The organism is Marivivens sp. JLT3646 (genome assembly GCF_001908835.1).
Taxonomy (GTDB): domain Bacteria; phylum Pseudomonadota; class Alphaproteobacteria; order Rhodobacterales; family Rhodobacteraceae; genus Marivivens; species Marivivens geojensis.
Genome location: NZ_CP018572.1, coordinates 2,688,563 through 2,712,894 on the forward strand (window position 1 = coordinate 2,688,563; position 24,332 = coordinate 2,712,894).

A 24,332-nucleotide genomic window follows, 5' to 3' on the forward strand; every position below is an offset into this window, starting at 1 on the left:
CACTCCTCCCCAAACTTATCTCCGGTGAACTCCGCATCCCTGACGTCGAGAAGTTCCTTGAGGAGGCGGGTATCTGATGGCGCTGGTGACGGAGGATCTTGTCGAACAGCAAAGTATCGAGTGGTTCAAAGATCTCGGTTACAAATACGTTTGTGGTTATGACATCGCTCCCGATGGCGAGACACCTGAGCGGACTGATTATCGTTCAGTCATACTCAAAGATCGCCTTCTCTCTGCTCTGAAACGCATCAATCCCGACATCCCAAAACCAGCGATTGATACGGCGCTGTCACAACTTTCAAACCCCAATATCCCAGCCCTGATGTCTGCCAATAGACAGGTGCATTCATGGCTTACAAATGGTGTGAAAGTCACGTTTCACGAAGGCAACCAAGAAGTCGGTCGACAGCTCAAGGTTATTGATTTCGACAATCTCGACAACAACGATTGGTTAGTCATCAATCAGTTCACTATTCATGGTCATAAACAAACCCGCCGCCCTGATGTTTTAGTTTTCATCAATGGTCTGCCACTTTCGGTGATTGAGCTTAAAAACGCTGCAGACGAAAACGCCGACATCTGGGCAGCCTATAATCAGCTTCAAACTTACAAGACGGATATCCCCGATCTCTTCAACTACAACACTTGCATGGTGATCTCAGACGGGATCTTTGCACGGCTTGGATCGCTTTCTGCCAATGAAGAGCGGTTTATGAACTGGCGGACGATCGATGGCATTGAGGTTCATCCGCTTGGCAAGCACCGAGAGCTTGAGACCCTGATTAAAGGGCTTTTCAACAAAGAGGTTTTCCTCAACTATCTTAGGTACTTCTGCCTGTTTGAAGATGATAAGACGGTGATCAAAAAGATTGCTGGGTATCACCAGTTCCATGCGGTCCAAGCTGCTGTTGAAAGTGTAGTCAAAGCTTCCTCTCGGGATGGAAACAAGAAAGGCGGAGTTGTCTGGCACACCCAAGGTGCAGGCAAGAGCATTGAGATGGCTTGCCTTGCTGGACGTTTGATTGCCGAACCTCGACTTGAAAACCCAACCTTGGTTATGGTGACCGACAGGCAAGATCTGGATGGTCAGCTTTTTGGTGTCTTTGCTGGCGCTGGCGACCTTCTAGGAGAAACACCTAAACAAGCAAACTCCCGTGCTGAACTGAGAGAACACCTTCGCAATCGACCGTCTGGTGGCATCATTTTTACGACGATCCAAAAGTTTGGTCTCGATGCTGATGAAGACAAGTTTCCCGTGCTGTCTGATCGCCACAACGTGGTTGTGATCGCCGACGAAGCCCATCGCACGCAGTACGGTTTCAAAGCAAAGATTGACGGAGAGACTGGCGCCATCAAGTTCGGTCTCGCCAAGTCACTGCGGGATGCGCTGCCCAATGCCACTTTCCTCGCATTTACAGGTACGCCGATCTCGCAAGATGATCGGGACACACAGGCAGTGTTTGGCAACTATGTCTCTATTTATGACATCCAACAGGCAGTCGAAGATGGTGCGACTGTACCGATATATTACGAGTCTCGCCTTGCCAAAATTAACCTTAACCATGAGGCGCTGCCGACCATCGACGATGAGGTAGAAGACATCCTCGACAGCGAAACAGCAGATGAACGTGAGAAGGAAAAAGCTAAGTCACAATGGTCGGCACTAGAAGCAATTGTTGGGACTGATGCTCGCCTTCAAGAAATCGCTGAAGACCTAATCAAACATTATGATACCCGCAGCCAAACCCAACCGGGCAAAGCAATGATTGTCGCTATGTCCCGAGACATTTGTGTTCGTCTCTATGACCAGATCATAAAGCTGAAGCCCGAGTGGCATTCAGATGACCACATGCAGGGTGTAATAAAGGTTGTGATGACCGCTTCGGCATCAGACAAAGCCTATCTTCAGCCACACCATACGAACAAAGCGCAGAAGAAAGACTTGGAAAAGCGCTTCAAGAACCCTGACGATCCGCTGAAGATCGTGATTGTCCGTGATATGTGGTTAACGGGCTTTGATGCTCCCTGCCTTGCAACCATGTACATCGACAAACCAATGCAAGGAGCCAACCTTGCGCAGGCTATTGCTCGGGTTAACCGTGTCTTCAAGGATAAGCCAGGTGGACTGGTTGTTGACTACATCGGCATTGCACCACAGCTCAAAGAAGCCCTAGCGACCTACAGCGCAGCCAAGGGCAAGGGTCGTCCAACCATCGATAGCAGCGAAGCTCTGCGGATACTAAAAGAGAAGATCCAAGTTGCTCGTGATATCCTCCATCCTATCGATTGGAGCGATTTCAGAACCAAGGCTTTGGCTCTTATCCCCGATTGTATGGACCATATACTTGGACAAGAAGACGGTAAGCGCAGATATGCGGATACAGTGCTTCAAATGACAAAGGCATTTGCACTTTGTGGGACGCTCGACGAGGCGCTGGAACTTTCGCCCGAAGTAGCTTTCCATCAAGCCGTGCGAGCACCACTCATTAAAGGAGACAAAGGCGACACGCCTCCTAGGGATGTCAATTACGAGCTCAGGCAATTGGTGTCACAAGCCGTGGTGGGTGAAGGTGTATCTGACATCTTTAAACTTGCGGGCTTGGATAGCCCTGACATCTCAATTCTATCCGAGGACTTCTTAGCTGAGGTGATGAAGATGCCTCACAAGAACTTGGCTGTCGAACTTCTGCAAAAGCTGATCAAAGACGAGATCAAATCCAAGTTCAAAACCAACGTCGTCAAACAGCGCAAGTTCAGCGACCTTCTGCAAGCCTCACTTGGAAAATATGCAAACAGGGCAATTGAAGCTGCTCAGGTGATTGAGGAGCTGATCGCAATGGCTAAGGCTTTCCGAGACGATCTAGCCCGGCGGGATAGCCACAATCTGAGCGACGAAGAAGAAGCCTTCTATGATGCCTTAGCCAAAAATGAGTCTGCTCAGCAGGCAATGGGCGAAGAAGTTCTCGTGGAAATGTCTCGAGAAGTTGCCAAGAAGCTAAGAGAGAACCTGACGGTCGACTGGGCTGTTCGTGATAGCGTAAGAGCAAAGCTTCGTATTCTAATCCGTACGCTACTACGCAAATACAAGTACCCGCCTGATCAATCGAAAGATGCTGTGGAAATGGTTCTACGTCAGGCTGAAGTGATTTCTGAGTTTGAGATGGCAGCTTAAGGAGAAAAAGTTTTGGCGGGAAGCGACACGATCCTCTGATTGAACGTTAGAAGCTAAAACTCCATGAATAGGTGTTGACCGAAAAATAGTAAAAGTTTGGTATGGGTGTTGAGTGATAACTTTTACTATTTTTGAAGATGCGTTTAAGCAAGCCATGCCTTTCCAAGCACGAAGTGCTAGTCCCAGCTGTAATTAATCAATGGATTTCACTTGAAGTTATGAAACAGCGTAGCATTTGGCATTTCAAATTTTGTCAGAAATTTTAATATTTTTTCAATTTCACCATAAAGATAGGACCTTTGGCGTATAAATAGCTATATCATTCACCAGCTATTTACACCATCATGCCTACTCCTAACGATTTTAAGACTTACTATCTCGAACACCGAGTCCCTAATCCTGTGAATATTACCTTAACCCAGAAGCAATTTTCTGATGGGATATGGTTGGACGACTTACGCTCCGAGCAGAATTTTCGTCACTTTTCCAACAAATTGAACTCAAGAATATTTGGTAACAAGTTCAAGAGGTTTGGCAAGAAGCTATCGATGTTGGTGGTACGAGAGAGTGACGGTACACACCGTCATCACCTACATTGCATTATTGAGTGTCCAGAACACATTTCTGAACCATTCTTCTATGCGATTGTTAAGAGTTGCTGGTCCTCTACGAAGTTTGGTTATAACCAAATCCACTTTGAAAAACCTACTACCGATGATCGTGAACTTGGCTGGGTCAATTATTGCCTCAAGCTACGCACTAAATCAGTTTATTCCGATAGTATCGATTGGTCGAACTCCACCTGTTTCGAGCTTTGTTGAGTATAGACTCCTAAGCAGCTCTACCGATGCGTTTTGCACTATCATGACTTGGTCAAACCTAACGGTTTACCTTTAATTCTTAGTATTACCTAATGCCAAGTAAATTAAATATTAAAACCAATAAACCCAATAACAAACCAATCAAAATCAATTCAGTCAAAGGAAAGCATTATGAAGTATCAGCTAATGAATTTTAACATTTCATATGAACTTAAAGCAGTTCTAGACGAGCTATCTAAGCGAAAGCATATGTCCAGAACATCAATTCTAAACGATCTAATCGCTACTCACTGCCCACAAGAACTGAGGATCATGAGACAGCTATCTGAGGATTTCAGCCAATGATCTCTTCACTCTCAAGCCCAAGCAGCAAGTACGACCTCTCTCGTTCGATCCTAAAGCTTCAAAACCCAAAGATTGAAACACATGAGATCCTAGACACTAAAGACCTCCAGAAGCTGGACCGACGGCTTAAGGAGCTGAACCGTACCAGCCAGCTATCAGTTGTGATTATTAGGAGCTGAAGATGGTACGATTTAAGACGTTCATGACCGAAGGTCGTTATCCAGTTTGGACAAAGGCAGTAACGGTAGGTCTCGTGATCAAGATCAGAAGCTTGTCTATTGCGATTGAGCAAGAACAGGATCCTGTGAAGCAAAACAAGCTGATTGCTCAACAGAATAAGCTGATAGCATATCTGAACGGACTTGGGATTGCCGTTAACACAAATGATCCAAGGTTGATGACAAGTGTTCGATCTAAGCTGAAGTAATCGGCATTGTGCTTGCTGGGTATGGAAAGAAGTCGTGACGCCTGACAAAGACATTTGAAACAAGGTATTGCGATTCGTCAGAGCTGTGTCACTCTACGCTTAGTATCGAGGCTGGAGTTAGCGATGAATTATACAACCGAACAGCTTAAGCAGATGTTCAATGAACGTCATGGATCGAAAGAGATCGAGCAGCTAATCACTAATGCGAAGCGGATCGGTCACGAAGAAGCAGTACAAATTGGCGAACAGCGACTCGCACAAGTGTTTCACGATGCACAGACAGGTCAGTGTCCAGTTCACAACGCTCTGATGAAGCAAGTTCAAGCCTATGAAGCAGTGTTGAGTGAAAAAGCGAAGTCAAAACAGGTAGCTTCATATTCTAGACAAAAAATTAAAAAAGTCGGTGCGGTACAGATGTTGAAGGACCTGTTGAACAAGGACTCTGACACGATTGGTCTCAATAAGCTGCGAGAGACCGGAAACCTACAAGCGGCATATGAAAACGTAGTGATTGCACATCAATCTTATTTTAAGCCTGATGAAATTGCTGAAGCAAAGCGTCGTTTAGGGATCGCCTAACGACCTCCAAAGCCAAAAAACAAGCTATACTGGAATCTCAAATCACAACAAGAATACAGTTTGTTTTGCGTCAAGTTTCAAAAGAATGTTGACCCAGAAAAAGAAAAACCCCTCACTAAGGAGGGGTCAGTTGGTCTAAGCCAAAATAATTTAAGAAACTTTAGTTTAGACTAAGGAGAAATGTAGTAAAATACTTAAAATTGACTATAAACCATTTCTTTTTTGCTGAACTTCAAGATTTTGCTAATCGTATTTTTGATAATACGAAATGGTCGGTCCAGAAATCTATGCTTTAGTGCATACACAACATTCCACTTGAACCAGTATCTAAATAGTTCAGAGTTCGTTTTGACCTGTGTGTAGCCGCATTGATCGATGTAAAAATCTTTGACGAAGGATCGTCGATTGCTTTCAATTTCGAAATTGTTGATGATAAAGCCGTTAAAGTCGTCATTTCGATCAAACATAGATAATTTCGTTGGAATAATTGGGACAAAACCTTCCATGTCCATCCACTGTTCATTGAAGAATCTATTTTTGAACTCTAGCTTGAGGAGTTCTGTAATCTCCTCGTGTCGCATTTTCATTAGAATTGGTTGATTTTTGATATAATCGTCCAGAAGAAATTGTGGAGCATTTAAGGAACTTAGGTGATCCGTTAGATCATCAATTTCTTTTAGGGTACATTCCCAAAAGATACTAAAAAGTTCATCCAGCTTTACATCAATTTCTGAAATGATTTGGTCCATTGAATTGATAGTGTCTTTAGTCATTTTATAGTCCTTTTCCTATTTGACTTCATATTTAAAATTTAACATTTTCCCGTTGATGGATTTAGGACAATAGAAGGATCAACTACTGTCCCATTCGATCTACAATTTTTTGATAAGTGAGGAGATTTCAGAAACTCTATTTGAATTTTTCAAACGTCTTTGGACCGAATCCAACGATATAATCACCATCAAATGTCGAGAGATCAATCACACCTTCTTCCAAGACTTCATCAATCCGCTTCTCTGTTGCTATCGAATATTCAGCGTTCTCTCCCAAAGTGAAAAAACCATAATCAATTACTTCACTTCCATCGATATGGGAAATGTGGAAGCAACTATTGAACAAGAAATTCAAATCTTTGGATTTTCGATAAAAGTTAATTCCAAAATTCATTACTGACAAAAGATCCATACCTAACCACTTTTTAAGAAGCCTGTGTGGAGTGCAGCGAACGATACCAAACGGCAACCTCATGTGGTTGATGTATTCGCAGCGTTCCTTAAGCGTCATTTTTTGAACATGTTTCTTCCTTAGCTCTTTGGTCAAATACAATGGATCAAAACCCATCTGCTTCATAATTAACGAAATTTGCTTATCTGTAATTTTTGACATTTTTTGCCCTTTTCTGAGGATGTATATTTCATAACAAACCGAATATTTTGTTTGATATAGATAGTATAAAGTGAATAATGGGGTAAATTTAGGACAGTAGAAGTGAAGCAGTGATGTCCCAAAAGCCGATAAACATTTCTATGAGATCGAAGAAGCAACACATTCGGTTATGGTTTGAGTGTTTGCAAATCTGCCACTCAAATCCTGAGTATTCCGAGAATCTAGAGAAATCGAAGAACTTCTATAAAGAGTGGGGCGATGTGAAAGACATCAAGTTTGATGCTTGGTGGAAGGATCACAAATATCTGTTCGACGAAGTAATGGTAAAAGAAGTTTCCAAGGTCTCCAGCTCACCAAACACATTGACCCTTAGTATTCCACTTAACGAGAGCGTCTCGACGATTATAAAAGACGTAAAGCGAATTGTTGAGCAGAAGCAATCTGAACGTTTAGCTGAACTAGGGGAGAACGAGACCAACCGAAAATCAAAGAGAGTAGGAGTAGGGAAGTACAGTTTCACACAGAAAGAAATTAAAGGTTTGTTCCATTACCAGAACTTAGAAATGTATAAAATTTTTCTAAAACTGAATAAACCTTCAATCAACCGTAACTTCTTGATAGAAGTCAGGAAGAATTTTGACAGTCGAGTACGTTCTCAACTGCGCAGGACGATGGTTAACCTACCTCAGATTAACGACTTTGATAGGTTCAAGACAAACGCTGATTTTGAAGATGTCATTCGATCCGTGCGGAGAAGTCTCAAATCAGTCGAAAAGACACTTCTTAATGTAAGCGAGGGGCGTTTCCCCTAATTTTTGCAATTCTCTGGGAATGATTGAAAAGCTTCTCAATCATTCCCTAATTTCAATTATTTCACTATTATTTATTTAAATATTCTCTTTTTGATTGATATTCATATTCAAAAATCAATACCAGGAGTTTTGTGTGTTTTTGGCTATTTGACAATACCGGCGAATTTCGCACTATGTCCATTTTTTCTTCAAGCCAACGTCCGTAATCTTGGAACCAATTTTCGCTATCTTCATCCGACAAATTTATCCGAAAAGGTTCCTTTTCCTCCTCGCTCATGTCGCACCAAAGGAAAGCCTCAACAATTTTACGATCTTCTTCTCCAATATTATTATCGTTTTCCAATTCATCGATAGAGCATTCATTTAGATTATTCATCATATCTTCAGGCAGCGACGAGCTTTCGTCTTCATTTAACTTCAATCGAATATTGTAAAGTGTATACTCACAGGAATCCCGAAACGGATCGCTAATTTTCGATAGGTCTGAAATAATCTCGATATTGCTCATCCGTTGATAGAAAGTGGTTTTCCGATCCACATAATCGGAAACGTCTTTGAGATTATCCAGGATATCTGCAAGCTCATCCTCAAACTTATTCTGACCATAAGCCTGAAATTCGGAAATGAATTGCTCAATTTCTGTTGTATCGATGTGATCTGGGATAGCACAAGCTTCAAGCATTTTAAGAAAAGTGTCATAGTCACATAGCTGCGCTTCACCCTTCGTGATCTCAATGATTTTTTTATTAAGTTCATCGAATGCTTTGATAATTTTGGTTGTATAGTTCATAATAGGTTTCCTTTAGTTAATGTCCCATGCATTAAATTTACACAACCCAACCGTTCAGCTTTAGGACTTCAGTTGGAACAACTGCTGTCCGATTTGTTGTCAATAAGGTTGTTTATATCGATACCGTCCTAAACAAACGTTGGTCTGTTGAGGACGGATTTCGGTTATGGTTGATTATGTGGTCTATTATCGTGTCTCCACTGCGAGGCAGGGGCGATCAGGATTAGGGCTGGAAGCTCAGAGACGAATGGTTGAAGGCTTTCTTCAATCCAGTGATATCGTACTCGAAGAATTTACCGATATTGAGTCAGGGAAGAATGATGGTCGGACAGGACTGAACAAAGCAATTGCATTGGTGAAGAAGACCAAAGCAAAGCTTCTGATCCCAAAGCTTGATCGCTTTTCACGTAAAGTATCGTTTATCTCAGGAATAATTGACCAAGGGGTCGAATTGGTGGTGTGTGAACATCCCAATGTAAGCACCTTCTTCCTTCACCTCCTTGCTTGCTTTGCGGAAGAGGAGAGACGGCAAATCTCCGAACGTACCAAGGCAGCATTATCTGTGGCGAAGAGTCGTGGTGTTGTTTTGGGAAAGAATGCTCAAGTCTTGGCAAAGCAAAGACGTTCAGAAAAACGAGTACGAGCTGAAAGTCTCAGAATTGTATTTGAACAAGCGTACCTTGAGACAGGTTCAGCAAGCGGAACTGCTAAATGGCTTAACCAAAACAGTATTCCTTCGCCCAATGGAAAAATCTGGCATGTCCAGCCGACAATCAATTACCTCAAAGCCCTTAAATTAATTTAATATGACCAATCTTGATTTTTAGTTTTATTAACGTTAAATCGACCCCGTTGCAAAAATGGGGGATCCAAATGGACCTTAACAATCTTTCGCTAAATGAATTGAAGAAACTCCGCTCGGATGTAGATAAAGCAATTTCTTCTTATGAGGACCGTCTGAAGAAAGACGCTCTCGCCGCTGCTCAAGCTGCTGCAAAAGAACATGGTTTCGATCTTGGTGAGTTGCTGGGTGGAACTGCTAGTAAGCGCAAATCCAAGGGTGCAGTTGCACCTAAGTACGCTCACCCAGAGAATTCCAGCCTGACCTGGACTGGTCGTGGTCGTCAGCCAAAATGGATCAAAGAAGCTCTTGGTTCTGGCAAGACACTTGAAGACCTCGCAATCTAACCAAGACAGGTTAGTAGCAAAGGAAAGGACCGCCTAAGCGGTCCTTTTTTATTGGGTGAAGCGCTTTCGTATCGATGAACTTCTTTCCTCAATTAGGAGATCAAGTTCGCCAACTCTTACAAGGTCAATCAGGTGGTCGATTGTCTTTCGAAGCTGGTCATCATCCTTACAAACAATTGCTGTTTTGCCCTCTTCAAACTCCAAAGGTTTCTTGGCGTATCGTGCTTCAAGACGATATGAACCATCTTCACTTTGCCAGAACCACATTCGTGGGGACCAGTGTCCGTTCAGATGAAGATCAAGTTCCTTGAGCTGGTTCCTGAGACCATTGATCAACCGATTTCGCTTGGCGGCGATAGAGTTGGACTGTGGTTTGTCTGCTGAGTTAGCCAAATTGAGTTTCATCGTTGCCATCATAACCTCCTATGAAGATGACCCTCGGTCCCCCCTTAGACGCTCAATGACAACGGCGATGGATTAACTATTCTCGACAGTCTTCAAGATTCCGCTCTTGGAGCGGACGACATCCGACTCAGTGCTAGAAGACATTTGGTCCAATCAATCAAACGGATACGAAATCTGATCACCATCATCGAATGAGCGCTGATTGGTAGACTGCTTGATCGTATCCATCACGTCCTTGGTCATGATGTGACCATAGAATTTTTCGATCATCTCGACCGATGTACCCATTTGTTTTGAGAGGACATAGGGATTGATATTCCCCTTCAGACGTTGAGTTCCGTAGAAGTGTCTCAAGGAATAGATCGTCCGATTCATCCCGCCCTTTTCAATGGGAACCCCGCAGAACTTCAGCATGTTGTTAAAAGACGTCTTGAACGATGTGTAAGGACCACCTGTCTTGCCACTGATAAACACATATTCCGTTGGATCAGGCGAATGCCCTAACTCAGACGCTCGCAAGTCGTAGAGACGTTTCAGATAGGTGTCAGAATAAGGATTGAGGACCACATCACGCTCGCCTGTTTTACCAGAGACCCGAAGGATGAAGTGTTTTCCTTTATCGGATGTAACCGAGGACACATCTTCCCATCGAAGGTTTCGCATTTCACCGACACGGACCCCACTGTTGCTCATCAACAGTACATACTGTTGAAGCAGGAACCTCTCACGCCAATGCCCAGTATCGATTCCCTCAGAGACCCAAGACCGCATAACTTTGGTGATCTTCTTCCATTCCGCCAAGGTGAATGTCGGTCGTCGGTTCACACCATTCGTTTTTAATTTGGGGATCTTGATAAGCTCTTTGATGTAGCCACGCTGGTAGCCAAACTTGAAGATCGACATGATAGCTGACCGTTCACGGTTCAGCGTATCATCTGAAGGTTTGCGACGTTTGTAATTAACCTTTCGCCAATCCCAATACTGATAGAAGTCCTGTGTTGAGATACGATCGAAGATCATCGACCCAAAATAATCGAGAGAATACAGACCAGCATATTCAACAGTCCGATCAGCTTTTGCTTTGCTGTCGTAAGTGTTGAGTTTGGTCTGCTTCCATTCCTCAAAGACTTTCCTGAAGGTTCGACCGTCAAGGTTTCCGCCACTCTTCAGATGGAAAGTTATCTCCTCGTGAGTCTTAAACGCTGCCGACACTGCTTGGGATCGGTCTTTGGTCTTCAGTGAGCGAACTCGGAACTTATAGCTACCATCACCTTCTAAGACCTTCAGTCGAACATAATAATTCGACGATTCGTCTCTTTTGTAGATGACGACCTGTCCGTCGCCTCTGAGGTCTTCGTAAGAATTATTCTCGCTTTTTGTCAACGAACTCACCCAAGCTGATTTTCATAAACATATCATAGGGTAGAGGGTAAAATCACCGATTTTTGTAAACAGCTTGTAAATTAGATTTTTACAGATTTTTGAGAATCTGTTTCCAAAATGGAATCATAAACACCTGTTTTTAAATGATTTTTTGGTGACCCCGACAGGACTTGAACCTGTAACCTGCCCCTTAGGAGGGGGCTGCTCTATCCAGTTGAGCCACGGGGCCATCACTGCCTTGAATGCCTCCCTTTGTTTCGGGCGTCAATCGTTCGGGCTTGGACTGGCGAGGAATGTGTGGATAAATGCAGGGTAATAATACTGTTACAGGACGAATGCCGTGAAAGCTCCTAGCAAACGCCCCCTTACACTTCGCGACGTGTCCGAGGCATCTGGCGTCAGCGAAATGACTGTCAGCCGCGTTTTACGCAACAAGGGGGACGTCAGCGATGCGACCCGCAAACGGGTGCAGGATGCTGCAAAGTCGCTCGGCTACGTTCCAAACAAAATTGCAGGCGCGCTGGCATCGCAACGTGTGAATCTGGTCGCCGTGATCATCCCCAGCCTAGGGAACATGGTTTTCCCCGAAGTGCTGTCTGGCGTTTCCGAGATTTTGGCCGACACAGACCTGCAGCCCGTTGTGGGCGTGACGGATTACCTTCCCGAGAAAGAAGAAAAGGTCCTGTTCGAGATGCTGTCGTGGCGTCCATCGGGCGTGATCATCGCAGGCCTTGAGCATTCTGATGCGTCGCGCGCAATGCTGCGTCAGGCCGGCTGCCCAGTGGTCGAGATCATGGACGTCGACGGCCACCCTGTTGATGCCTGTGTCGGCATTTCCCATCGTCGCGCTGGTCGCAAAATGGCGGAGTCGATCCTCCAGAACGGCTATCGCAAAATCGGCTTTATTGGGACGAAGATGCCGCTCGACCACCGAGCTCGGAAGCGGTTTGAAGGTTTCACACAGACGCTCGCCAAAGCTGGGATCGAGATCTCGGATCAGGAGTTCTATTCCGGCGGATCGGCGCTGGCGAAAGGGCGCGAACTGACTGAAAAGATGCTCAAGCGCAGCCCCGACCTCGACTTCATGTATTTTTCCAACGACATGATCGGCGCAGGTGGTCTGCTCTACCTCATCGAGCAAGGTTACGACATTCCGGGCCGCATCGGCATTGCTGGCTTTAACGGCGTTGAGCTGTTGGACGGTTTGCCGCGCAAATTGGCATCTATGGACGCGTGCCGCCGCGAGATTGGCCGCCGCGCAGCGCAGATCCTTGCGGACCGTGTGACCAACCCAGACGCGGATGAAGGCCTCGTCGTTGAGCTAACGCCAAAGCTGCAGCCTGGCGACACGCTCAACCGCTCGTAATTTGATCGATTGCAAAGAGAATCAGCGCAAAATTTTTGTGCTGATTTCTTTTTCAGCCCCAGACAGTGCATTTGCCGGGGTGAAATTGCCTATTTATTGAACAAAAGACCATTTCACATGCGAAACCAATCATAGTTCCAATTGTGCGCCCCATGCTCGCTTCTAAGATCGAAACCATGGAAAAGCCCAATATTTTTGACGAAATGACAGGTGTAAATGGGGACGACATTCGCGCCCCATACACGGATTTCAACGCATGGTTCGACGGCGAAGATCCAGCCCGACTGCGTAAAAAACAGCGCGAGGCGGAAGACCTCTTTCGCCTCACTGGCATCACCTTCAACGTCTATGGGCGCGCCGCCGCATCAGAGCGATTGATCCCGTTCGACATCGTGCCGCGCGTTATTTCGGGACGAGAATGGGCTCGACTATCACGCGGGATCGAACAACGCGTTCGTGCGATCAACGCCTTTCTTTATGACATCTACCACCGGCAAGAGATCGTGCGTGCTGGGCGGCTACCTGCGGAAATGATCGCAAAGAACGCGGCCTTCTTGCCGCAAATGATGGGGGTCAGTCCCGCAGGTGGTGTGTACACGCATATTGTCGGCATCGACCTTGTCCGCACGGGGCCTGACGAATTCTACGTCCTCGAAGATAACGCGCGCACGCCTTCTGGGGTGAGCTACATGCTCGAAAACCGCGAAACGATGCTGCAGATGTTTCCAGAACTGTTTGCACGCAATCGGGTTTTGCCTGTCTCGAATTACCCTAAGATGCTGCGCCGCTCCCTAGCCGCTTGCGCTCCAGCCGCTACCTCCGACAAACCGACGGTCGCTGTTCTGACCCCAGGCATCTACAATTCGGCCTACTACGAACACAGCTTCCTCGCTGACAAAATGGGCGTCGAATTGGTGGAGGGCCACGACCTACGGGTCGTCGATGGGCGCGTCGCGATGCGAACGACCGAAGGGTACAAAGCAATCGACGTTCTGTATCGCCGCGTGGATGATGACTACCTCGATCCGCTGAATTTCAATCCTGACAGCCAGCTCGGCGTTCCAGGTATCATGGACGTCTATAAGGCGGGCGGCATAACAATCGCCAACGCTCCCGGAACAGGGATCGCCGACGACAAGGCAATTTATAGCTACATGCCTGACATCGTCGAATTCTACACCGGTGAAAAAGCTATCCTGCAGAACGTCCCGACATGGCGCTGTAGCGAACCCGATAGCCTCGCCTATGTCCTCGACAACCTGTCCGAATTGGTCGTCAAAGAAGTTCATGGATCTGGCGGCTACGGGATGCTCATTGGACCGACCGCGACGAAAAAGGACATCGAGACGTTCCGCCGAAAACTCAAACTGCGGCCATCGAACTACATCGCACAACCGACTCTATCGCTCTCGACCGTGCCCATTTTTACGCGCTCGGGCCTCGCACCACGTCATGTAGATCTGCGACCGTTTGTTCTGGTCAGCCCAGACCGTATCGACATCACACCGGGGGGACTGACACGCGTCGCCCTCAAGAAAGGAAGCCTTGTCGTGAACTCTTCGCAAGGTGGCGGCACCAAAGACACTTGGGTTCTGGAGGAATAAGAGATGCTGGGAAAAACAGCCGGCGGCCTCTTCTGGATGTTCCGCTATCTTGAACGATCCGAAAACACGGCACGCCTTATCGAAGCGGGACTGCGCATCGCCCTAACCCGAAGCGGATCAACGGACGAAGAATGGATCAGCGTTATGCAGACTGCTGCCGTTCTTGATGGTTACAATGTGGCCTACGACAGCGTCGTCACCCGTGATCAGGTAATCGACTGGATGCTCCGCGACCGCGACAACCCATCCAGCGTCCTAAACGCCGTCGAATACGCACGCAACAACGCAAAAACCGTTCGCACAGCCCTAACCCGTGAAGTTTGGGAGGCCGTGAACGAATGCTGGATGTCGCTCAAATCCGCGCTCGCTCGCAAGGTAGCGGAACGTGACCTACCGCATGTCCTTCAGTTGATACGCCAACGCAGCGCTTATGTGCGCGGTGCGCTTCACGGGACGATGCTGCGGAATGATATCTACAACTTCGCACGCATCGGCACGTTTTCGGAGCGGGCAGACAACACAGCGCGCATCCTCGATGTGAAATATTACGTTCTGCTGCCATCCGCGATGGCCGTTGGGTCGTCGCTCGATAACGTCCAATGGCAAACGATACTGCGGTCCGTATCTGCCGAAGGCGGTTTCCAGATGGCCTATGGCCAAGACCCGCGTCCACGCGAAATCGCGCAATTCCTCATCCTAGATCGGCGAATGCCGCGCAGTCTCGCGTTCTGCATAGAGAAAATGCGGGCGAACCTTGGCTACCTGATGTCGGACTATCAGACGCGGTTGCCCTGTCACGATCTGGCCGAAAAGCTCGCCCTCCAAACCATGCAGTCCAGCATTGATGAGATTTTCGACACTGGTCTGCACGAATACATCCAGCTTTTCCTCGAGGACAACGCTCTCCTCGGCCAGCAAATCGAAGTTGATTATCGTTTCACACAATGACCCAGACGCTCTCAATCCAGCACACAACGACTTATCACTACGACGAGCCAGTGCCTTACGCGCTACTCCAACTTCGGTTGCGCCCAAAAGATCACCATGGGCAGACCGTGCGCAATTGGGTTGTCGACGTCCAAGGTGGAAAGATCGAAGTCGAATACGATGATCAGAATTGCAACCACGTAAGCTTGATCAGTTTCGACGCGGATGTGACCGAGGTCAAAGTTACCAGCAGCGGTCAGGTCGATATCAAAGAGACGAATGGCATCACGGGCCAGCATCAGGGCTTTACGCCTCTGTGGCTTTTCGAACAGCCAACTCCACTGACCAAGGCGGGCCCAGCCTGTCGTAAGATCCTTGGGCAAGTTTCTGGCGAAGTGGGCACGTTGGCATGGCTACACGACCTATCAAACGTAGTTCGCGCCAAGGTTGCCTATGAAATCGGTGCATCAAATGTTGGTTATTCCGCAGAGGACGCAGCCCAAGCTGGACATGGCGTGTGCCAAGACCACTCGCACATTTTTATCGCCTGTTGTCGTGCTATGAACATGCCGAGCCGCTATATCTCGGGCTATCTGATGATGGACGATCGCACGCATCAAGACGCAACACATGCTTGGGCCGAGGCCTATGTCAAAGACCTCGGATGGGTTGGTTTCGACATCTCAAATGGTATTTCGCCTGATCGTCGGTATGTGCGTGTCGCATCAGGGCTGGACTATGCAGACGCAGCCCCTGTATCCGGAACGCGATTTGGCACCGCTTCCGAAAGCATGGCGGTCCAGTTACAAGTGCAGCAGTAACGGACGAGTTAGATGACTTATTGTGTCGGGATGCAGTTGAACAACGGTCTGATTTTCATGTCAGACACGCGGACCAATGCGGGTGTCGACAACATTTCTACCTTCCGCAAAATGTTCACCTTCGAAGCTCCTGGTGAACGTTGCATCACCTTGATGACGGCCGGAAACCTCGCCACCACTCAAGCCGTGATCTCAATGCTCGAAGAGCGAACGAAGGCACCTGACAATCGGTCACCCTCGATCCTCGAGGCGCCTTCCATGTTTCAGGTCGCCCGTTTGATCGGGGACACATTACGCGAAGTGATCGCGCGGAATGCCGACGCAGGGCAGCGCGCAGACTCGACCTTCAATGCCACCGTCTTGGTCGGCGGACAGATCAAGGGCAGCCCACCACGGATGTTTTTGATCTATCCCGAAGGCAACTTTATCGAAGCGAGCGACGACACTCCGTTCTTCCAGATTGGCGAGACGAAATATGGCCGACCGATCCTCGTTCGAGCTTACGATCCCGACATGAGCTGGGAAGCCGCTGTTAAGCTGCTGCTCGTCAGCTTTGACTCGACCATCAAGGCGAACCTGTCGGTGGGCCTCCCGCTCGACCTCCAGATCTATACGACCGATAGCTATCAGCGGGGTCTGTCGAAACGGATTACCGCAGAAGATGCGTCGTTTAGATCGATCACAGATGGCTGGGGCGACGCCCTAAAAGCCGCATTCGACAGCCTTCCCGAAATCTCACTTTGATATTTTTTTATCGTTTGTTGGAGCAAATTGCTCTGACTTGTGCTATAGTGCCCTCAAAGCGTCTAAATATGTACGCTCATTACCCATATTAACCACCACCTACGTCTTATGAGCACGCGTAGAACACAGCGCGTTTGCGATATCAGCATCAGGCACAATATCAAAGGTACCCAACTGGCCATGTCTAGTCTCAAAGCAATCTCGCAACTGCGCGTTCTTCTTCGGGATATGGAACGCTCACTCGGGCTAAGCGAACTCACTGACGTTGAGCGTGACTTGCTTTCTGCAGCGGCGGAAGTGTCGATGTCCACAGGGACCCTAAAGACCGCAGACCTTATGACCCACAAGCTGACATCGTCAGTCCCCCGTGCGTCCTTTTTCCGTGCGCTCCGTGTGTTGGATATGAAGGGCTATTTGGTGTCCGACGCTGACCTCGGAAAAGGCTGGTATCGTTTGAACCCAGAACTCAAATAGTGACTCTCCGAGTCGGAATATAGCGGAAGCGGCGCAACTTATGAGAAATGAGGTCCTGAGAACGGTCATCGTTTCCGCATGCTTCCTGACCGCCTTTTGGATTTCCATTTTTGTTCTGGGCCCGATCCAAAACTATTTTTTGGGTGATCTCCCCAACTACTTGAGCCTGCTTTTTCTGCCGCACGGCGTCCGCCTACTGACGGCATGGCTCTATCGCGAAAAGTCGGTCCTCTACGTCTTTCCAGGTGCGCTACTGTCGCACATGTCGTCTCAAGGAATCGGAGCGATTACAGAAGCCTCTGTTTTGACGACATTGATCGGATCAGTTGTCGGAATCGGAGGGATCCTCGCTGTCGAAGCCGTAAGCGGCACGAAAATCACCTCACTCAAATCGATGTCTCAGTGGAAATTGCTCCTTATCGCAGGAGGAATCGCCTCACTGGCCAACTCGATTCTCAATTGCTTGATCTATGGGACCGACGTGATTCAGGGGATTGGTTATTTGATCGGCGATATTTCCGGTCAATTCTTCTTGATGGTGATTTTGGTATTCGTGTTTCGAATCGAACGCCGTATGGCCTGAAAAGCTCGGAAACCAAGAAAAACCTGTAAACTTAGGTTCAAGAAACAAAAAAGGCGCCCAAAAGGCGCCTTTTTTCGTTCTCTTTAGAGAAAGTGGTGAGCCGTGCAGGATTCGAACCTGCGACCCACTGATTAAAAGTCAGTTGCTCTACCAACTGAGCTAACGGCCCACTGTGGAGGGGCTTCTAGAAAGGTCGCTGGGTAGGGTCAACCCGAAAATCGCGATCTCTGGATTTAATTTTTATCGAAGCGTATACGACGACCATGCGCGCAGAACAAAATACCGGCCTGCCGTTCATGAAAATGCACGGTTTGGGCAATGATTTCGTAGTCATTGATGAACGCGTCCTCGGCACAGTCGTGGACGAAGCCTTGGCTATTGCCATGGCCGATCGCCACATGGGAATCGGGTTCGATCAACTGGCAACCATTCACGAAGGCCGAAATTCGGACCTTCATCTGGTATTTTGGAACTCTGACGGATCGCAATCAGCCGCCTGCGGAAACGCGACTCGCTGCATTGCCCGCTGGGAAATGGACCGTACGGGAAAAACAGCCCTTACGATCACTACAGATCGCGGCACGCTGTTCGCCAAAGATGCGGGCGATGGCCTGACCTCGGTGAATATGGGGCCACCCCAGCTGAACTGGGACGAAATCCCGCTCGCACGTGAAATGGATACGTTGTCGTTACCGATTGACGGCGCACCGACGGCGACTGGTATGGGCAACCCACACTGCACGTTCTTTGTCGACGATGCCGAGGCTGTCGATCTGACAACCTTTGGCCCCATGATCGAACATCACCCACTCTACCCCCAGCGCACGAATGTACAGGTCGCCACTGTCATCGGTCCTGATCACATTCGTATGCGGGTTTGGGAACGTGGCGCAGGCCTGACACTCGCGTCTGGGTCGTCGTCCTGCGCGACCGCTGTCGCAGCGGCCCGCAGAGGGCTCACAGGGCGCAAGGTGCGGATTGATCTGGATGGCGGCACTCTCCACATCGACTGGCGCGAGGATGGCGTCTGGATGACTGGCCCAACGGCGCATGTGTTTGATGGTACCTGGCGATGAGCGCGCCTGTCTTTTCGACCTTGGGCTGCCGCCTGAACGCCTACGAAACCGAAGCGATGAAAGATCTGGCCGCGAAGGCTGGGGTAGAAAATGCTGTGGTCGTGAATACCTGTGCGGTGACATCCGAGGCCGTGCGCAAAGCCAAACAAGAAATTCGCAAACTTCGCCGCGAAAACCCTGATGCCGTTCTGATCGTGACTGGCTGTGCCGCACAGGTCGAGCCCGAAACATTCGCGTCGATGCCAGAAGTAACTCGCGTCATAGGCAACACCGAAAAGATGCAGGCAGATACATGGGCATCCATGGCCCCTGACCTCATTGGTCAAACCGAGGCCGTGCGCGTCGACGACATCATGTCGGTCACCGAAACCGCTGGCCATTTGATCGACGGGTTTGGGACACGATCGCGCGCCTACGTTCAGGTTCAGAACGGGTGCGATCACCGTTGTACGTTTTGCATTATCCCGTTTGGCCGCGGCAACTCCCGCTCGGTCCCTGCTGGTGTCGTGGTTGATCAGATCAAACGGTTGGTCGATAAGGGTTATAACGAAGTCGTCCTCACAGGCGTGGATTTGACCTCGTGGGGCGCCGACCTGCCTGCCACGCCAAAACTCGGCGATTTGGTCATGCGCATCTTGAAACTGGTGCCTGACCTTCCGCGTCTTCGGATCAGTTCGATTGATTCTATCGAAGTTGACGAAAACCTAATGCAGGCCATCGCCACTGAACCTAGGCTCATGCCTCACCTACATTTGTCGCTACAGCATGGTGACGATTTGATCCTCAAACGGATGAAACGCCGTCACCTCCGCGATGACGCGATTCGCTTTGCCGAGGAAGCGATCAGGTTGCGACCTGATATGACCTTTGGCGCGGACATTATCGCGGGCTTCCCGACCGAGACCGAAGAGCATTTTCAAAACTCACTACGTCTGGTCGATGACTGCCACCTAACGTGGCTTCATGTGTTTCCCTATTCGATCCGTCAGGGCACACCGGCCGCACGGATGCCACAAGTGAACGGAAAACTGATAAAAGATCGCGCCGCCCGCCTTCGCGCCAAAGGGGACGAACGCGTCGCCGCCCATCTGGCGCAACAAATCGGTCGGACGCATCAAATTCTGATGGAAAATGCCCGTATGGGTCGGACAGAACAATTCACCGAAGTGATGTTCGATACCGACCAAGCCGAATCGGAAATTGTGACCGCTACAATTCTGGGTGTTGACGGGCAGCAACTTCGCGCCTGATCGTTGTCTGTCGACACGAAAGTCCAAACGAAAGCGCACCATGCATCCGAATCCGATCTACCGACAGATGCCGCCCGACCAAGCTATCGAATTCGCTCGGGATCGGGCGTTTGGGACCCTAACGGTAAACGGTGATGAAGGACCACTGGCCTCGCATGTGCCGTTCCTGCTCTCTGAGGACGGTAAGATCGCAGATATTCATCTCGTTCGGTCTAACCCGATCGTCCGTGCCATATCAGAGCCTCAAAAGTGCCTTTTGGCGGTGAATGGGGCCGATAGCTACATCTCGCCCGACTGGTATGGCCTCGACGACCAAGTGCCCACTTGGAATTATGTGGCAGCACATCTGCGCGGAACTCTCGAAAAGCTGCCCGACGGCGCAATGCGCGACATGCTTGACCGCCAATCGGCATTTTTCGAATCGCGCCTTCTGCCAAAGACGCCTTGGAAAACGGACAAAATGCCAGACGACGTAATTGAGCGAATGATGCGGCAGATCGTTCCTGTTCGACTGACCATCACCTCTGTCGATAGCACATGGAAGCTCGCCCAAAATAAGACCACCGAAGCACGGTTGGCCGCCTCGAACGAGGTAGACAAACATGGATTTGGTCTAGAGCCGCCTACGATTGGAGCCTTGATGCGGGCGACTCTCGCTGATTAACCTCGGACAACACAACGTAGGATACAACTATGAAACTCATCGCCTCGATCACATCCCCATTCGTTCGGAAAGTCCGCGTTTTGATCCGCGAAGCTGGCAAAACCGACGAGATCGAAGAGATGATGGTCGCCACCACGCCTTTGGCCACCGATTCGTCGGTAATCGCGGCCAACCCACTGGGAAAAATCCCCGCATTGCTCCGCGAGTCAGGCCCTGCAATTTACGATAGCCGCGTCATCACGCGCTACCTCGACACGCATTGGGACCTCGGCCTATATCCAGCTGATCGCCAGTGGGATGTTCTGACGCTCGAAGCGACCGCAGATGCGATTCTCGAAGCTGCCGTGGCGATTGTCTACGAAGCCCGTATGCGTCCCGCCGAATATCAGTATCCTGAATGGGTTGAGGCTCAGTGGGCAAAGATTGACCGTGCGCTCACAGCCGTCGAAGAGCGCTGGATCAGCAACCTTTTGGGACCGCTCGACATGGGTCAGATCGCGATTGGCGTCGCGCTGTCCTACGTCGATTTTCGTTTGGGAGATCGGAATTGGCGCGCCACACGGCCTGAGCTGGCAAAGTGGCACGCCGAGTTCGCGGCACGGAAATCCATGACGGACACCGTGCCGGAATAAAGGTTAGAACGTGTAGCTCAGGCCAACGTTCAGCGCATTTGTGATCAAGTCGAACTTGATATTACCGCCGTTGTCCAAATCGATATCCTGATGGCTGTAGGTGAACTGGTATTCACCAAATACAGCCCAGGTATCGTTGATGTCATATTTGGCACCTGCATAGAGGCGGGCTGCAGCGCCGGTGATCTGGTATTCCCACGTATGGGGGCCAGCCGCTGCCTCGATGTCCACGTGGGGGAAGGTGAAGCCCAAACCGCCGCCAACGTAGGGAGTTACAGAGCCATTGGCAAACTTGTCATTCCAGCGGTAGGTCGCATTTGCGGTCAATACGTTAATACCATCAGTCAGCTCAAATCGTTTATAGCCCGTATCGTTTAGAGATTGCTCATCGGCATAAACTTTGGCGTGTGTATATTCGATGCCGAACCCGAGATTATCGGTACGCCACCATGTCCCACGGAAGCCGTAGTAGGGAGGCATAGCAAAAGGTTTGCCTTCCCAGCCAAATGTGTAGCTTGTTAGACCACCATTATTTGGATCATCCATCGTGACCGGAGAATGAGGTGCGCCCTGAGTGCCCGTGTAGCCACTAATTTCGAATTCTGCCGCGGCGAAGGTCGGCAGTGCGACAAATGCGAGGGTCGCGAGAAGTTTGGCTTTTGTCATGATAACATCCCAAAATTGATATTTGTTCCCGTCCTACGCCTCGAGCCCTAAGCTATCAAGCGTCGTGGCGGCTTCGCGTCATTTTGCCTCCCGCACAAAAAAATCGCTACGGAATCTAGCAAATATCGAAATTACCCCCAGTTTACGGGGCAAATTGTGGTTTTTGCGCCATCTTTCCACTCCCTACGACCTTATTCCCAATGCCTGCGCCCGATTGTCCGCTAGACGCGACAGGTTTTGATAGCTAAACAGCGCCCGAACGGACGGCGGTTTTCTGCCGTCTGTCCTATTCGTATGGGCCGAGGCCCGGAAAAATCGGAGATGCACCCCGTGTCACATCAAGAAGAACACCAGGGCACACGCCGCGATTTCATCTACTACGCTACCGCAGGTGCGGGCGCAGTGGTGACCGGCGCCGCTGTCTGGCCTCTCGTTAATCAGATGAACCCGTCCGCAGACGTTCAGGCGCAAGCCTCGAAGCGTGTAGACGTTAGCTCGGTTGCCGCTGGCACCCAGTTGACCGTTCTGTGGCAGGGCAAACCTGTTTTCATCCGCGCTCGTACGCAGGAAGAAATCGACGCAGCTCGCGCAGTTGAACTGAATGCGCTGCCTGACCAGAATGCTGAAAACGCAAACTTGGCTGCCGATGCAGATGCTTCGGACGAAAACCGTGCCCTGTCGGAAGACGGCGTATGGCTCGTTCAGATGGGCGTTTGTACCCACCTTGGTTGCGTGCCGCTCGGTGAGTCGGGCGATTTCGGTGGTTGGTACTGCCCGTGCCACGGATCGCACTACGACACCGCAGGCCGCATCCGCAAAGGTCCGGCACCGCGCAACCTCGATATCCCCGTCGCTGCCTTTATCGACGAAACCACAATCCAGCTCGGCTAAGGAGAGGCACGAATGTCCGGTATCCCGCACGATCATTACGAGCCGAAGACTGGCGCAGAAAAGTGGCTCCACAGCCGCCTGCCCGTCATCGGCCTTCTCTATGACACCCTCATGATCCCCACTCCGAAGAACCTTAACTGGATGTGGATCTGGGGCATTGTCCTGGCCTTCACACTGGGTCTTCAGATTGCAACTGGTGTTGTGCTCGTCATGCACTACACCCCGCACGTTGACATGGCGTTCGCTTCGATCGAACACATCATGCGCGACGTGAACGGCGGTCACATGATCCGCTACTTCCACATGAACGGCGCATCGCTGTTCTTCGTGGCTGTTTACGCCCACATCTTCCGCGGCCTTTATTACGGCTCGTACAAAGCACCACGTGAAGTTACATGGATCATCGGTATGCTTATGTACCTGATCATGATGGGCACCGCGTTCATGGGCTACGTTCTGCCTTGGGGCCAGATGTCCTTCCACGGTACCGCTGTTATCACCGGTCTGTTTGGTGCGATCCCGTTCATCGGTGAATCGATCCAGACTTGGCTGCTCGGCGCATCCGCTGTTGGTCAACCCGCTCTGAACCGTTTCTTCTCGCTGCACTACCTGCTGCCGTTCGTTCTCGCTGGTCTGACCATGGTACACATCTGGGCTTTCCACTCCACAGGCAACAACAACCCAACAGGTGTTGAAGTTCGTCGTGGCTCGAAGGAAGAAGCACAGAAAGACACGCTACCGTTCTGGCCCTACTTCGTCATCAAAGACCTCTTCGCACTCGCTGTGATCCTCGTGGTCTTCGTTGCTATCGTCGGCTTTATGCCGAACTACCTTGGCCACCCAGACAACTACATCCCAGCAAACCCGCTGGCGACACCTGCGCACATCGTTCCTGAATGGTACTTCTTGCCGTTCTACGCGATCCTGCGTGCGTTCACCGCTGACGTTTGGGCTGTTCAATTCGTAAGCTTCATTACTGCTGGTATCGTCGACGCAAAGTTCTTTGGCGTTCTCGCGATGTTCGGTGCGATCGCTGTGATGGCTCTGGCACCTTGGCTGGACACCTCCAAAGTACGTTCGGGTCGTTACCGCCCGATGTTCAAATGGTGGTTCGCTCTGCTGGTCGTCGATTTCTTCGTACTGATGTGGGTTGGCGCACAGGCAACAACCTTCCCGTATGACTGGATCTCGCTCATCGCTGCGACCTACTGGTTCTCGTACTTCCTCATCATCCTGCCGCTGCTGGGTGTTATCGAAAAGCCGCTGGCTCAGCCTGCGACCATCGAGGAAGATTTCAATGCCCACTACGGCAACCCGGCCGAGTGA

The 24,332-nt window shown here is 49.5% G+C and carries 25 protein-coding genes and 2 tRNA genes; 19 read left to right on the forward strand and 8 right to left on the reverse strand.

What is annotated here, in order from left to right; translation table 11 throughout:
- Positions 1 to 76 precede the first annotated feature (76 nt).
- The 3 genes from BSK21_RS13455 (at position 77) to BSK21_RS13470 (ending at position 5,344) form a co-directional block, all read left to right on the forward strand.
- A complete protein-coding gene (locus BSK21_RS13455) occupies positions 77 to 3,172 on the forward strand; it encodes a type I restriction endonuclease subunit R (RefSeq protein WP_067552788.1) in 3,096 nt (1,031 codons plus the stop codon).
- Positions 3,173 to 4,540: 1,368 nt separating this feature from the next.
- Positions 4,541 to 4,765, forward strand: a complete 225-nt coding sequence (locus tag BSK21_RS13465) for a hypothetical protein (RefSeq protein WP_156894217.1) — start codon at positions 4,541 to 4,543, stop codon at positions 4,763 to 4,765.
- Positions 4,766 to 4,888: 123 nt separating this feature from the next.
- On the forward strand, positions 4,889 to 5,344 hold the full coding sequence (locus BSK21_RS13470) for a hypothetical protein (protein WP_067552779.1): 456 nt from the start codon (positions 4,889 to 4,891) through the stop codon (positions 5,342 to 5,344).
- A 194-nt stretch (positions 5,345 to 5,538) separates the two neighbouring features.
- On the opposite strand, the gene BSK21_RS13475 is transcribed toward BSK21_RS13470, so the two are convergent.
- Positions 5,539 to 6,117, reverse strand: a complete 579-nt coding sequence (locus BSK21_RS13475) for a hypothetical protein (protein WP_074039043.1) — start codon at positions 6,115 to 6,117, stop codon at positions 5,539 to 5,541.
- A 136-nt stretch (positions 6,118 to 6,253) separates the two neighbouring features.
- Entirely contained in the window at positions 6,254 to 6,730 is a 477-nt protein-coding gene (locus BSK21_RS13480; RefSeq protein WP_067552773.1) for a hypothetical protein, read from the reverse strand.
- Positions 6,731 to 6,990: 260 nt separating this feature from the next.
- Between BSK21_RS13480 and BSK21_RS13485 the strand changes: the two genes are divergently transcribed.
- Positions 6,991 to 7,542, forward strand: coding sequence for a hypothetical protein (locus BSK21_RS13485; RefSeq protein WP_156529627.1), 552 nt, complete (start codon positions 6,991 to 6,993; stop codon positions 7,540 to 7,542).
- 67 nt (positions 7,543 to 7,609) lie between these two features.
- On the opposite strand, the gene BSK21_RS13490 is transcribed toward BSK21_RS13485, so the two are convergent.
- On the reverse strand, positions 7,610 to 8,332 hold the full coding sequence (locus BSK21_RS13490) for a hypothetical protein (protein ID WP_067552767.1): 723 nt from the start codon (positions 8,330 to 8,332) through the stop codon (positions 7,610 to 7,612).
- A 166-nt stretch (positions 8,333 to 8,498) separates the two neighbouring features.
- Here BSK21_RS13490 and BSK21_RS13495 point away from each other — a divergent pair, with 166 nt between their 5' ends.
- Together BSK21_RS13495 and BSK21_RS13500 are read left to right on the forward strand one after the other, a co-directional pair.
- The gene (locus BSK21_RS13495) at positions 8,499 to 9,137 is read left to right on the forward strand and encodes a recombinase family protein (protein WP_067552764.1); all 639 of its coding nucleotides are present in this window, start codon (positions 8,499 to 8,501) and stop codon (positions 9,135 to 9,137) included.
- Positions 9,138 to 9,199: 62 nt separating this feature from the next.
- The gene (locus BSK21_RS13500; RefSeq protein WP_197498231.1) at positions 9,200 to 9,520 is read left to right on the forward strand and encodes an H-NS histone family protein; all 321 of its coding nucleotides are present in this window, start codon (positions 9,200 to 9,202) and stop codon (positions 9,518 to 9,520) included.
- Positions 9,521 to 9,568: 48 nt separating this feature from the next.
- Here BSK21_RS13500 and BSK21_RS13505 read toward each other — a convergent pair whose 3' ends face one another.
- The 3 genes from BSK21_RS13505 to BSK21_RS13515 form a co-directional block, all read right to left on the reverse strand.
- The gene (locus BSK21_RS13505) at positions 9,569 to 9,937 is read right to left on the reverse strand and encodes a hypothetical protein (RefSeq protein ID WP_067552758.1); all 369 of its coding nucleotides are present in this window, start codon (positions 9,935 to 9,937) and stop codon (positions 9,569 to 9,571) included.
- A 141-nt stretch (positions 9,938 to 10,078) separates the two neighbouring features.
- Complete coding sequence (locus tag BSK21_RS13510) at positions 10,079 to 11,308, reverse strand: site-specific integrase (RefSeq protein ID WP_067552756.1); 1,230 nt, start codon at positions 11,306 to 11,308, stop codon at positions 10,079 to 10,081.
- A 152-nt stretch (positions 11,309 to 11,460) separates the two neighbouring features.
- A tRNA-Arg gene (locus BSK21_RS13515) sits at positions 11,461 to 11,537 on the reverse strand.
- Positions 11,538 to 11,648: 111 nt separating this feature from the next.
- Between BSK21_RS13515 and BSK21_RS13520 the strand changes: the two genes are divergently transcribed.
- The 7 genes from BSK21_RS13520 (at position 11,649) to BSK21_RS13550 (ending at position 17,827) form a co-directional block, all read left to right on the forward strand.
- Complete coding sequence (locus BSK21_RS13520; protein ID WP_067552753.1) at positions 11,649 to 12,674, forward strand: LacI family DNA-binding transcriptional regulator; 1,026 nt, start codon at positions 11,649 to 11,651, stop codon at positions 12,672 to 12,674.
- 152 nt (positions 12,675 to 12,826) lie between these two features.
- Entirely contained in the window at positions 12,827 to 14,278 is a 1,452-nt protein-coding gene (locus tag BSK21_RS13525) for a circularly permuted type 2 ATP-grasp protein (protein ID WP_231924845.1), read from the forward strand.
- Positions 14,279 to 14,281: 3 nt separating this feature from the next.
- Positions 14,282 to 15,226, forward strand: coding sequence for an alpha-E domain-containing protein (locus BSK21_RS13530; RefSeq protein WP_067552750.1), 945 nt, complete (start codon positions 14,282 to 14,284; stop codon positions 15,224 to 15,226).
- Positions 15,223 to 16,026, forward strand: a complete 804-nt coding sequence (locus tag BSK21_RS13535) for a transglutaminase family protein (protein ID WP_067552747.1) — start codon at positions 15,223 to 15,225, stop codon at positions 16,024 to 16,026. The genes BSK21_RS13530 and BSK21_RS13535 overlap by 4 nt, the downstream gene beginning before the upstream one ends.
- Positions 16,027 to 16,038: 12 nt before the next feature.
- On the forward strand, positions 16,039 to 16,770 hold the full coding sequence (locus tag BSK21_RS13540) for a proteasome-type protease (RefSeq protein WP_067552744.1): 732 nt from the start codon (positions 16,039 to 16,041) through the stop codon (positions 16,768 to 16,770).
- A gap of 180 nt (positions 16,771 to 16,950) precedes the next feature.
- Positions 16,951 to 17,244 (forward strand): hypothetical protein, encoded by a 294-nt coding sequence (locus tag BSK21_RS13545; protein WP_067552741.1) that lies wholly within the window; start codon positions 16,951 to 16,953, stop codon positions 17,242 to 17,244.
- Positions 17,245 to 17,404: 160 nt separating this feature from the next.
- Positions 17,405 to 17,827: a hypothetical protein gene (locus tag BSK21_RS13550; protein WP_156529626.1), complete on the forward strand. Its 423-nt coding sequence runs from the start codon at positions 17,405 to 17,407 to the stop codon at positions 17,825 to 17,827.
- 93 nt (positions 17,828 to 17,920) lie between these two features.
- Here the strand turns inward: BSK21_RS13550 and BSK21_RS13555 are convergent.
- A tRNA-Lys gene (locus BSK21_RS13555) sits at positions 17,921 to 17,996 on the reverse strand.
- A 94-nt stretch (positions 17,997 to 18,090) separates the two neighbouring features.
- Between BSK21_RS13555 and dapF the strand changes: the two genes are divergently transcribed.
- Genes dapF through BSK21_RS13575 form a run of 4 tightly spaced genes read left to right on the forward strand, consistent with a single transcriptional unit; the run spans position 18,091 to position 21,449 of the window.
- A complete protein-coding gene (dapF, locus tag BSK21_RS13560; protein WP_067552735.1) occupies positions 18,091 to 18,903 on the forward strand; it encodes a diaminopimelate epimerase in 813 nt (270 codons plus the stop codon).
- Positions 18,900 to 20,153: a tRNA (N(6)-L-threonylcarbamoyladenosine(37)-C(2))-methylthiotransferase MtaB gene (gene mtaB / locus BSK21_RS13565; protein ID WP_067552732.1), complete on the forward strand. Its 1,254-nt coding sequence runs from the start codon at positions 18,900 to 18,902 to the stop codon at positions 20,151 to 20,153. The genes dapF and mtaB overlap by 4 nt, the downstream gene beginning before the upstream one ends.
- Positions 20,154 to 20,193: 40 nt before the next feature.
- Positions 20,194 to 20,817, forward strand: a complete 624-nt coding sequence (locus BSK21_RS13570; RefSeq protein WP_067552729.1) for an FMN-binding negative transcriptional regulator — start codon at positions 20,194 to 20,196, stop codon at positions 20,815 to 20,817.
- Between the two features lie 29 nt (positions 20,818 to 20,846).
- A complete protein-coding gene (locus tag BSK21_RS13575; protein ID WP_067552726.1) occupies positions 20,847 to 21,449 on the forward strand; it encodes a glutathione S-transferase in 603 nt (200 codons plus the stop codon).
- Positions 21,450 to 21,452: 3 nt separating this feature from the next.
- Here the strand turns inward: BSK21_RS13575 and BSK21_RS13580 are convergent, their stop codons facing one another.
- Positions 21,453 to 22,115: an outer membrane protein gene (locus tag BSK21_RS13580; RefSeq protein ID WP_067552723.1), complete on the reverse strand. Its 663-nt coding sequence runs from the start codon at positions 22,113 to 22,115 to the stop codon at positions 21,453 to 21,455.
- A 330-nt stretch (positions 22,116 to 22,445) separates the two neighbouring features.
- Here BSK21_RS13580 and petA point away from each other — a divergent pair, with 330 nt between their 5' ends.
- A complete protein-coding gene (petA, locus tag BSK21_RS13585; RefSeq protein ID WP_067552827.1) occupies positions 22,446 to 23,006 on the forward strand; it encodes a ubiquinol-cytochrome c reductase iron-sulfur subunit in 561 nt (186 codons plus the stop codon).
- Positions 23,007 to 23,018: 12 nt separating this feature from the next.
- On the forward strand, positions 23,019 to 24,332 hold the full coding sequence (gene petB / locus BSK21_RS13590) for a cytochrome b (RefSeq protein ID WP_067552720.1): 1,314 nt from the start codon (positions 23,019 to 23,021) through the stop codon (positions 24,330 to 24,332).